Annotated in this window: 5 protein-coding genes; 3 read left to right on the top strand and 2 right to left on the bottom strand. The window is 60.5% G+C overall.

The features are described from left to right. A partial coding sequence (locus tag Q0672_RS20690; protein WP_298625369.1) for a class I SAM-dependent DNA methyltransferase occupies positions 1 to 1,340 on the bottom strand: 1,340 nt, incomplete at its 3' end. 788 nt (positions 1,341 to 2,128) lie between these two features. Between Q0672_RS20690 and Q0672_RS20695 the strand changes: the two genes are divergently transcribed. The 3 genes from Q0672_RS20695 (at position 2,129) to Q0672_RS20705 (ending at position 6,224) form a co-directional block, all read left to right on the top strand. Further along, entirely contained in the window at positions 2,129 to 3,409 is a 1,281-nt protein-coding gene (locus Q0672_RS20695; RefSeq protein WP_298625372.1) for an N-6 DNA methylase, read from the top strand. A gap of 110 nt (positions 3,410 to 3,519) precedes the next feature. Beyond that, positions 3,520 to 5,283 carry a hypothetical protein gene (locus Q0672_RS20700; protein WP_298625374.1) on the top strand — a complete coding sequence of 588 codons (1,764 nt, stop codon included), beginning with the start codon at positions 3,520 to 3,522 and terminating at the stop codon, positions 5,281 to 5,283. A 2-nt stretch (positions 5,284 to 5,285) separates the two neighbouring features. Then, on the top strand, positions 5,286 to 6,224 hold the full coding sequence (locus Q0672_RS20705; RefSeq protein WP_298625377.1) for a hypothetical protein: 939 nt from the start codon (positions 5,286 to 5,288) through the stop codon (positions 6,222 to 6,224). Between the two features lie 274 nt (positions 6,225 to 6,498). On the opposite strand, the gene Q0672_RS20710 is transcribed toward Q0672_RS20705, so the two are convergent. Next, positions 6,499 to 10,617 carry a hypothetical protein gene (locus Q0672_RS20710; protein ID WP_298625380.1) on the bottom strand — a complete coding sequence of 1,373 codons (4,119 nt, stop codon included), beginning with the start codon at positions 10,615 to 10,617 and terminating at the stop codon, positions 6,499 to 6,501. Positions 10,618 to 10,634: the final 17 nt, after the last annotated feature.

The raw sequence follows: 10,634 nt of genomic DNA on the forward strand, positions 1-10,634 counted from the left end.
TAGCGCGGCAGGTTGAGGTTGAAGTCGTTCCGGGCGTCGGCGATCTCGTCGAAGGGCACCATGCGGGCATAGCGCGGGGTGTCGATCTGGCGGGTGAAGGTATCGACGATCTTGTGGATGTCCTGCTCCCGCAAGCGGTTCTTGTTGCCATCCTTGATGAAGCCCTTGCTGGCGTCGATCATGAAGACGCCCTTGCGGGCGGCGGCGTTCTCCTTGTCCAGCACCAGGATGCAGGCGGGGATACCGGTACCGTAGAAGAGGTTGGCCGGCAGGCCGATGATGCCCTTGAGGATGCCGGAGCGGACCAGCTTCTCGCGGATAACGGCCTCCGCGTTGCCGCGGAAGAGCACGCCGTGGGGCAGGATGCAGGCTGCCTTGCCGGTGGCCTTCATCGACCGGATGATGTGCAGCAGGTAGGCGTAGTCACCCTGTTTGGCAGGTGGCACGCCCCAGCTAAAGCGCTTGTAGGGATCACCGCTGCCACTGTCGCCGAGTGTGAGGCCGGTGCTCCACGCCTTGTCGGAAAACGGCGGATTGGCCACCACGTAGTCGTACGTGCGCAGCTGCTCGCCGTCCTTGAACTTGGGCGCGGCCAGGGTGTTGCCGGGCAGAATGCTGGCGGTCGGGAAGTCGTGCAGGATCATGTTCATCCGCGCGAGGCCCGCGGTGGTCACATCCTTCTCCTGACCTTCCAGCGTGATGGACTTGCCGGCGGTGGCCGCCACCTTCAGCAGCAGTGACCCGGACCCACAGGTCGGGTCATAGGCAGTGGTGGAGGCCTTGGTGTTGTCCGGCCCGATGCCGATCACCCTGGCGATCACGCGGCTGACCTCGGACGGCGTGTAGAACTGACCCTTGCTCTTGCCGCTCTCGCTGGCGAAGTGGCGCATCAGGTACTCGTAGGCGTCGCCCAGGATGTCGTCGTGCTCGGCACGGTTCTGGGAGAAGTCGAGCTCCGGCTTCTGGAAGATGCTGATCAGGTTGGTCAGGCGCTCGACCATCTCCGGGCCCTGCCCGAGCTTGTTCGGGTCGTTGAAGTCCGGGAAGTCGCTCTTCGACAGGCGGCTGTTGGCGTTGACCAGCGGAGCTATGATCTGTGTGTTGATCTTGTCGCCGATGTCGCTCTTGCCTTTGAGGGCAATCATGTCCTTGAAGCTGGCGCCTTTCGGGATGATCACCGGCGGGGCGAAGGCGTCGCTGTCGGCGTACTTGTCGGTGATGTACTTGATGAACAGCATGAACAGGACGTAGTCCTTGTACTGGCTGGCGTCCATGCCGCCGCGGAGTTCATCGCAGGAAGCCCAAAGGGACGAGTAGAGATCGGATTTCTTGATGGCCATGGGGTCGTTGCGTGTCGGGTCGCCGTACGGCGTGAGCGCGCGACTTTACCGCAAGGAGCGTGGCTCTGGCTTGTGCGGGAGCGGGGGTGAGTGGCTTCGATTTACCTCCGACCGGGCAACACGAAGGCCGACTCTCGTGAGGTTGGACGCTGGACGTCGAAGCGCTGGCCCATTTCATCAGCCTGCTTGCCCGGAGGCACATAGTACAGACGGTGCTGTTTGAGTAGCTCACGAGCCCAAGGGGCGCCTCGATTAAGCACTTGCAACCGCGCCAAGCCTCGGTATCAAGTGACAAAGACAAACCGTGCTGGAAGTTGTGGTGAGAATACGCCCAGCATCTCGCTCGAGCGGACCGTCCCGTCGGTTGGTTGCTGGCTCGGTCTTGACAGTGTTGTGCTGCGGCGGGTCTGCCGCCTGGCTCACCGTAGCGTCCGTTTTCCCGGGCGGCAATCAACCGCTTAGGATCGAACGCGGACCGTCGAACTCAGGCTGGTGAGAGCCCGCTTAGACCGAGGAAGAGCCTGTCGAACGAGCGACGGCACCTCGGCCGGAACAGCCGTCGGTGGCAATGGCCTCGGAGGGCAGCGATTTCAGCCATCTGGGGCCCCCTGTATCGAGCATGCGGTCACGAACTCATTGCGGTCATCGACTGGGTTCGTTCGACACTCCGCGTATTGTCTATCGGCAATAGCCGCCCGCATCCAGACGCGATACACTGTCGGGATTTGCGGTCAACGATTCAGCCACTGCTTTTCTTATAGCAAGCGGCGTTGCATGAGACTAGTAAGATGACGGCAGAAACGGACTATGCTGGTCACAACCTAATTAGATCGGGGCGCACATCCGATCCTTCGGGGCGGTACTACACGTCCCCCGAGGTCAGCCGCACCCTCATTGAGCGCATCAACGTCCCAAAGCCCAAACTGGTCCTCGAACTGGGCTCCGGTTCGGGTGCCTTATGCGCTGCTGCAGCAACTCGCTGGCAAGCCGCCCGACTCATTACCGTTGATACCGACAAGTGCCCCTCCAAACGGCAGAGTGCACACAGTCTGGGCCAGACTCCACAGCACATCCACTTTGTGCACGATGCGCTCGACGAGGACCTGCCGAACAAGATCGGTGTGCGCCTGGGCACCGTTGACGTGGCAGTCTGCAATCCGCCCTACATCCGGCCGCGTTGGCGAGCCGATTTTGGCTGCATCCTCGAAGACGCTGGCCTTTCAGGAGCACTGGCCTCGTTGCACGATGCAGGAGCGGATCTGCTGTTCCTCGCGCAGAACCTTCGGCTCCTGCGCCGTAAGGGCAAGCTGGGTTTGATCCTGCCCGACGGCTTAGTTACCGCCGAACGGTTCGGCGGCGTGCGTCGTGCGCTGTTGCGCCAACATCTGATTGAGCAGGTCGTACAGTTGCCGCGAGGTGTCTTCAAAGGCACCGAAGCCCAGACCTACCTGGCGGTGCTGTCCAAGATGGCCGGAGAGACTGACCAGCTGACGCTCCGCCAGATGGGCCCAGACGGCCAGCTAAGCTCCGCAGTCGACGTTCCGCAGGAATTCGCCGCCAAACGGATGGACTACACCTTCCATGCGCAAGCGAGCTCCGCACAACGCTTGCAAGACGGGTATCGGCGGATTCAAGTAGGCGACGCCCTGACCGATGTGATTCGCGGATCGATTTGCTCTTCCGAGATTGGGGGCTTTCCTACCGCCGTTTTTCACCTTGGCGACTTTGCCAAGCCTGATGGCGAGAACACCATTCGGATCGTGCCCAAGCGTTTCTCACTCAGCGATAGTGCAGCCAGGACGATGAGCCGTAACGCTCACTTGGCATGGCCTGGTGACATCCTCCTTGCACGCGTGGGCCGCAATCTACACAACCGCCTTGCCCTGGTGGTCCACGGTCCATGTGTTATTAGCGACTGCATATTTGCGCTGCGCGCGACCGAGGAGCACCGCGAGCGGCTCTACAGGTTCCTCGAGAGTGATGCAGGCCAGCGCGCGCTGGCGACCTCGGCCCATGGTGTTGCGGCGCGCTTTTTGTCCAAGCGGAACGTGCTCGAGATCCAGTTCTGAAGACAGCTGTGCGTCATGGCTGTTGTTAAAGGTTAAAGCTTCGCCGCCCGGCACCTTGCCGATTGAGCCTATCCTTGGCTCAATCGGCTCACCCAACCTGTGATACATACATGAGTACTTCAGCCTTGGACAACGCATCGTCTCTAACGCTAGACGAAGAGCGCGAGGTCGAGCAGCAATATGAAGAGCGTGCAGACCATCTGGAGCTTGCTGCATTCCCCTCCAGGACGGCGCTGACAAACGACGCGGAAGAGTGGATCCGGTCCCTGACGGGGTCAGGCGCGAAGCTGCTGGTAGGCCCGCGCGGTTGCGGCAAGACGCACTTGATGCGCTTTGCCTTTACGCAATGCATCGCCGATCCGGATCTTCCCTTGGCGATCTACATCAACCTGAACCGATACTACACGCTGGAGCCCCTGCTGCGTCGTCGGCCAGAGGCTATGTCGATGTTTTACGTTTGGGTGCTCGCCAACGTCATGGTTGGCTGCCACGAGTCCATCGAGGCGTTCAACGCACAAGACCTCGACCTAGCAATCGACATCGACGCGCTTTTGGAGTTCAACGAGACAGAGCTGCGGGACCTGATCGGCGCCTACGAGAAGAACCAGCCTCTGAGCGCGGAGCTCGACGAGGTCGCCAGCAGGCTGACGATCGACCGAGTCAAGCAATTGCTCCTCCGCAGCTCAGACGCGCTCGGACGTCGGAGGATTGTGCTACTGCTCGACGATGCTGCGCTCACTCTCACTCCCGAGTACTTGTCTCACTTCTTCGACATCTATCGGGCGCTGAAAGCTGCTCGAATCGCGCCGAAGGCGTCGGTCTACCCGGGCACTACGGAGTACGGCCCCAACTTCCACGCGGGGCACGAGGCTGACACGATCTTCGTCTGGAAGCGCGTCACTGACCAAGACTACCTGCCCTTCATGCTGGACATTGGCGCAAAGCGCTTTCCAGACATGTCCTCGGTTCCTAATGACATCCGAGAGCTACTCGCCTACTGCGCTTTCGGGGTCCCCCGCGCGTTCATGACGCTGGTCCGGAGCTACCTGAAGAACGCGAAGCGCCATGGGACGGCCCAGAGCACTTTCAACGTCACCATCGACGAGTTTCTGGCTGACCGCGTACTCGAATACCTGACGCTAAAAGACAAGAAGCCCCAGTTCTCCAGCATCGTTAGCGTCGGCAAGCAGCTTCTAGACAAGATGGTTGAAGCCGTCTACGACGCCAACCAGCTCCTGCTCGAAGGTACGACGCGCCAGTTGTACATCGGGATTGATGCGTCGGGCGTCAATGACAAGCCGTATGTGCAGCGCATGCTCCTGCTGCTTCAAGAGGCTGGCATGGTTTACGCAGTCTCAGGTGTCTCCCACGGCGATCGCGACTACGTGCGATTTGTACCCCACCTGGCAGCTGTTCAGGCACGTCGCGCCTTCGCAAAGAAGGGCGGCTTCTCGCCGAGATTTGCGGTCGACATGCTGTCCCGTCCTGACGAGAAGCATCCCGTGCGTCGATCGATGTCCACTCTGCTGGATTCTCCCACGCTTGAAGCACTGTGCCTGGACCTTCCGAACTGCCTTAACTGCCAGACCAAGCGCGTGGAGGGCGCAAAGTACTGCTTCAACTGTGGGGAAAAGCTCACTGACGAATCGACGTACGACAGGCTCATGCTGACGCGACTAGCCGATGTGCCGGGGTTAACGCCATGGCAACGAGAAAAACTCAGCAGCTCGGACACGTTGCCGCAGACGGTTGGCGAGTTTATCGCTCTGCAGGACCCAGGCACGACGCTGCGCACGATTCATCGCGTTGGCCAAGTGCGCGCCAAGACCATCATTGATGCAGTTCAAGCTTTTCTTGACGAGTACCTGTCGTGACCATGAGCAAGAACACCACGAGCCTGTTGGAAACTATCACGCCCTTCCCGGCACCGACCGCAACGAAGTTAGATACGGCCAAGTGGTTCGATGCGGCGCACGTACCAGTGGTTGAGTCGCCAATCGACGAGTTCCGCCGGAACCTTGCTGAGATCAACAAGCTGTACCTGCGGGCAGAGCAGCACAACGAATACGTGCCGATGCTCGGGTCACTGGTGTACCTGGGCATGGTTTCAGCAGCGGAAGGCTATTTCCGATCTCTGCTGCGGCGCCTGATTCGTCAAGACACCGCGTGTGAGGCCAATGCCGCAACGCGGACGGTGACATATGGCGCCGCGATCCATCATGAACCCGCGCTGCTTCCCGAGTCCCTCCTCGAAGGCGTCTCGCTCGCATCCGCCAAGAACGTCTTTAGCGAACTGCGCTCCCTGTGTGGCATCGAGATTCCTGACTCGCTTCAGCAGTTGTTCCAGAACTTTGAGGCGATCAGCCAAGTGCGCCATTGCGGCATTCATCGGTTCGGCAAACTCGGCAGCCAGCAGGCCCTCCGACTCGGAATTGACCAGCACAAGCCACTGCTCGAGAAGCCGTTGGCCCTTCAGGTTGAACAGCTACAAGAGATCGCTGATGCACTCCAGGCGTTGATTCATGCTGTCAACTCTCTGTGCTTCTCCGAAATCCTGAAGAGGACACATACGGCTGGCCCGACCGGTCGAGGAAAGGAGAAGCTGTATCAGGAGGTCTGGCAGCAGGACTGGGAGGCGGACAAGGTAAGATTCACCTTGTATTACGACATCTTCGCCTCGACGAGCAAGCCTGATCCCTCCGCCCCCGTCAAGGACGTCTACGACGCGTTCATGACTTTCGTAAAGAACTACGACCTTGCGCAAAAGAGGTCTAAAGCCGCAGCTTCGCCTGCGGCGCCGGTCAATACGGCCTGATCACTGCTTCGCTGCGCGAGTTGCGTCGGTCGAACGGCGATGACGATCAAGGAGCGGTTTGTGCTGATGCTGCCGATAGTGGCGCGCTGGGCGAGTGACTCAGATCAGCTTAACCGGCCCGATAGGTTTGACCGACGAATGACTCTTGATGGCCGGCGGTCGGTCGTTGAGGCACTACGAACGCTGGCCCCCTGGCCGGAAGCAGTATTCCGGAACTACCGGCTCAAGCCAGCGTGAGCCCTCTCGCCTGGCATCGCCGCTGAATGTGCATAGCTTAGAGCGAGTATCCGTTCTTCGCCGTCTTCAAGAGAGATTGCCCGTAGCTGCTTGGCAGCTTGATCTGCCTGCTTGCGAACACGTTGATGTCCAGGTCCAACTTCCCACGGGCAGTGGTGATTTGTTTGAGGCCTACCGGCGTCAGAACGAGGTAGCAACCCTCGCCCACCAGAGACTCCTCATCGATATCAACCAGTCCGGCGTCACGCCACCAATGGAGCTTCGCGACTACAGCTCCGCTTGCGTCGAGGAAGACACTCGGTTCGTTGTCGTGCGCATGCCAGCGAAGCCTCATCACCCAATTCGGGCACAACGCGAAAGTATAGGCTGCTGCGTCGAAGCCCATGTCCACAGAGCAAACAACCCGCCTTACCAGCGTTGGCGCCAGTTCATTGTCAAGTGCGAGGTACTGACCTAGCCAAACAGCAATTGGCAGCTTGGTATAGCAGTCGTCGAAGTCCTCACTGTCAGTCTGTGCCGAGGGTGCTCTAAAACGGGAGAGGCGGTGCTCCGATAGGCGCGGCCTAAAAATCTTGAAGAGCGACACCTCGGCCACAACCTGGCCGTCGTGGTGTGCCGGGAAAGGCGCAACGTCGCTGTCGACCTCGTCAACCCACTTCTGCTCTCGCTCGGACCAACCGGCACTTCGGTCAATCAGCGGCATTCGAATCCATTCGGGACGCACTCGCGGGAGCTTCAGCGGCCGAGGGGGAAGCGGGCAACCCAAACTCTCCAACAGCGTCGGCCTGTCGCGGCCGGTCAGCTTGCCGGCCAGCCGCAGTTCTCCCGCGACGTGGCGAAGGGCGGCAATGGCAATGTAGGCGTGAGGCTTCAGGTAAGTGATCTGCATGTTGAGAACGCGAAGCTGAGCCTCAAGCCTTTTGACGCCAGAGGGCCCGAATGCCTCAAGCCCCCCCCAATCTTGGATGAACATCGCCGCGCGTCGGCGGACTGTCATCTCGTCGATGCCTGTAACCTTCGCGATGTGCTGTGCCGTGGAGCGCAACATCTGGGTCCAGCCAAGCGGCGACTCGACGCGCATCGCGCCAGTTCTCTCGTCCCTCAACGCAGGGTCGCCCTCTGAGGGGTGCTCGAGTTCGAGCTTATAGAAGAGCGGCAGTGGCGTCGCGTCCAAGAAGACGGCGAGCCCCCACCGATGCGACAAGAGCGCGGCTGACTCTGCCACCGCGATGTCGCGGTGACTGATCAACGCGGCCACGGTGGAGCCCAACTTGGGTGCAAGGTTCACGCTGTCAGCAGCCAGCAGCGTTCCGAGCGCCTGCAAGGGGGCATCGAACTCGCCTGCTAGAAGTCGCCGCAAAAGGGACTTGAACAAAGCTTGACCGTGTCCGGCTTGCCCTGCCAAGCGCAGCGCGCAATTACGTGCGTGTCGCTGAACTTCTGCAACGGGCAGCCGATAGGCAAAGTGCAGCAAGTCCTCCAGAAGATCCGTGTCGCTGAGCGGAAGCTCGCTCGGCTGGAAGGGCCGTCCCAGTTGGAACTCGCGAGTGCAGGCCATCTGCTCCTCAAGCAGCAACCAGATGGCCGGCCAATCCGGCCTCGCGCTGATTACTGGCAATATCGAATCCAGCTCTGTCAGCAGCGACTGGGTGCTCTCCTGACCCGCCGTCACTGAATCGACGATGTTCTCGAAGGCGGCGGAAGACGTGGCTGGTCCCTCCAAAAGCTTCTTCGCCTCAAAATAGAGGAACTTGCCGCCGCCCATCCACTGGCTCCAGGAGCTCCAAGGGTCCTTGCTTGTCTCGTAGCCTTGCATCAGCTTTTTGGCGTACTCAACCTCTCCCGCCGCAGCCAGCCGCTTCACCATCAGGAAGCGGCAGCGCGCGTCGTCCTGCAAGACCTGCCAGCGCTCAAACATCCTCCGCACCAGATGAAGCGGGGCCGTCTCGGCCAGAGCTCTGAAACGGTACGGAGCGTTGTAGTTCAGCTCGTCGCCATCTGCTTCGAAGGCGCGCTCAAGCTCTTCGAGAGTGGTCTCCGAGTCGTACTTGCTGGGTGTATATGAGTGCCGCGGTTCCGGTGCTTCTGATGCCCACCGAGCGATAGCGGCGTCGAGCTCGTCGGATGAGAACCCCTGTTTTCCAGCAGCGGTGCGAAGGCGCTTGAGCAGTTCGACCCTCTCGTGTGCTCTGCTGACTACCTCGATCACCCCCAATAGCATCAGCGCGAGAGACTCAATCTGGCCGGGACCTACAGCATCGGCTGCGACGTCGATGAAGTCGCCGACATTGTACGGATCCCTGTAATGCGGTTCCATGTAGAACGGTAGGCACAGTCCGCACCAGACCGTCGCGCAAGCCAAGGCGAGTTCAGGGCTTCGCCGGACCATCCCCGTCATTAGCAGGTCAACGCGGTTCGGCCAGCCAATCAGATGCCAATCCGCCAGTGTCTTTGACACCTCGAAGCCGAAGCGAGGTCCGACCTGCATGGCTTCCTCAATGAGCGACATCGTCAGGCGATGCGCGGCCGACGACCCTTCCGTTTCAGTCATGCCGCCGACCTGCCGCATCAAGTTTGAGACCCGCTTGACACGGTTCTCTGGGTCAACGGCGTTCGCGAGGACCAGGATGTCTCGCCAGATAGCGTATTGCGGGTCCTTTTTTGGGGCCAATGCGTAGCCAAGGCATTGCTCCGGAACCGTCGCCAGCAACTGTTTCGCCTGCTCTAAGTCCCCGACCGCAGCCAATGCGATGGCCAGATCCGCTAGGCCGTCAATCTGCTCGCTCGGCGTGCTCTCTTGAAGCTCCGCCACTAGGGCGTTGAGCCGGTCGACGGCGGCCACACGGTCACCGTCAATCTGATACGTATCGACGGCCAATCGGCGTCGCAGGTACGCGGTACCCCCCAGCGTCGATGAGGCAATGGCTGCGTCAACTTCTCGAAGTACCGCGCGGTACTCATCCTCGCCACACTTGGCGCCGAGCCTCAGCAGGGCTTGCGCGAGCACGGGGACCGCGTTGAAGGCCTGCTGGATGCGATATGACTCGCTGCCGCCTTCTGATGTCAGTCGTAGGATGTACCCAAGGGCAATGCGGGCTTCGTCCTGGATGCTGCCAGCCAGCACGGACGCGTTGTCGACGGCGGCGCGACCTAGAAGCACGCCTATCGTCGAGGCGTGCTGCTGGAACGGATGAAGGAAGGTGTGCTTCGACGGTGTCGCGCTCGGCAGCGGCTTATTGAGCAGCGTGCAAAGCCTCGCGTGATGCATCACCGCGCCAACCAGATTACCCAGCCCAGCCAGCTCCGTCTCGTCATCGCACATGGAGATCATCGGTGCGACCAACTTGTCGAACAGGGCCTCGGCAAGGTCACAACGGCCAGCTTGGAATGCAATCAGTGCCATACGGCGGCGGTAGCCGTTGGGCACGTTTCCGAAGCCAGGAAGGGCGGCGGCGGCATCAAACAGGGCAAGCGCGTGCGCGACGTCGCCACGCCGACTTGCCACAAGCCCTGCGCGAACCATTACAGACGGCTTGTCTTCATCGGCTACCCCGAGATCGCTGCAAAGTTCTTGTGGATCAGCGCCAACCTTCTGAAGGAGCATCGCCTCTGCGGCTTCCCTCCTCAAATGCTGGCGCAGCGACGCGACAGTTTCTGGATCCAACTTTTCGGGCTGGCGTAGCCCCTCTGCGGCGAGGTGGTCAATCGCTGTCTGGATCTGTTCGGTGTCTCGGAAGTTGACGGCGCGCTTTGCCCACCTTTCGAACTCGTTGATGTTGTGGTTGTGCCCGTGGTTCTGGAACTTGGACGTATGGAGCTGCGCTAGCGGCTCGAGGCTTTCAAACAGCTCCTTCGCGCGCTCGAAGTCGCCTCGCGCCAAAAGAGCGTCGACAACCTCGTATCCCTGGCTGGGGAAGTTCTGCACAAAGGAAAGGGCTGCATCAATGTCCCCGACAGCCAGCATTGCCAGCGGAAGCTGGTCGGCGTACTCAAGTGCTGTTTCGCGCCGGCCCACTTCGTCACGACACAGCAGCAGGCGTGTGAAGACGGTCGCATCGTGAGTTCTACGCACTGCCAGCAGCGCCAGCTGGATATCGGCGTGGATCTCGGCGATAGAACGCCCGTCAGCCAGTTGCTGCCTGAAGCGAGCAGGCATCGCCAGTGCAAGTACAT

This window comes from uncultured Zoogloea sp., assembly GCF_937894855.1.
GTDB classification, from domain to species: Bacteria; Pseudomonadota; Gammaproteobacteria; order Burkholderiales; family Rhodocyclaceae; genus Zoogloea; species Zoogloea oryzae.

Excerpts from the sequence above, each read along its gene's own strand:
- Q0672_RS20695 (WP_298625372.1), top strand. The coding sequence starts at position 2,129 with ATGACGGCAGAAACGGACTATGCTGGTCACAACCTAATTAGATCGGGG.
- Q0672_RS20700 (WP_298625374.1), top strand. The coding sequence starts at position 3,520 with ATGAGTACTTCAGCCTTGGACAACGCATCGTCTCTAACGCTAGACGAA.
- Q0672_RS20705 (WP_298625377.1), top strand. The coding sequence starts at position 5,286 with ATGAGCAAGAACACCACGAGCCTGTTGGAAACTATCACGCCCTTCCCG.
- Q0672_RS20710 (WP_298625380.1), bottom strand. The coding sequence starts at position 10,617 with ATGCCTGCTCGCTTCAGGCAGCAACTGGCTGACGGGCGTTCTATCGCC.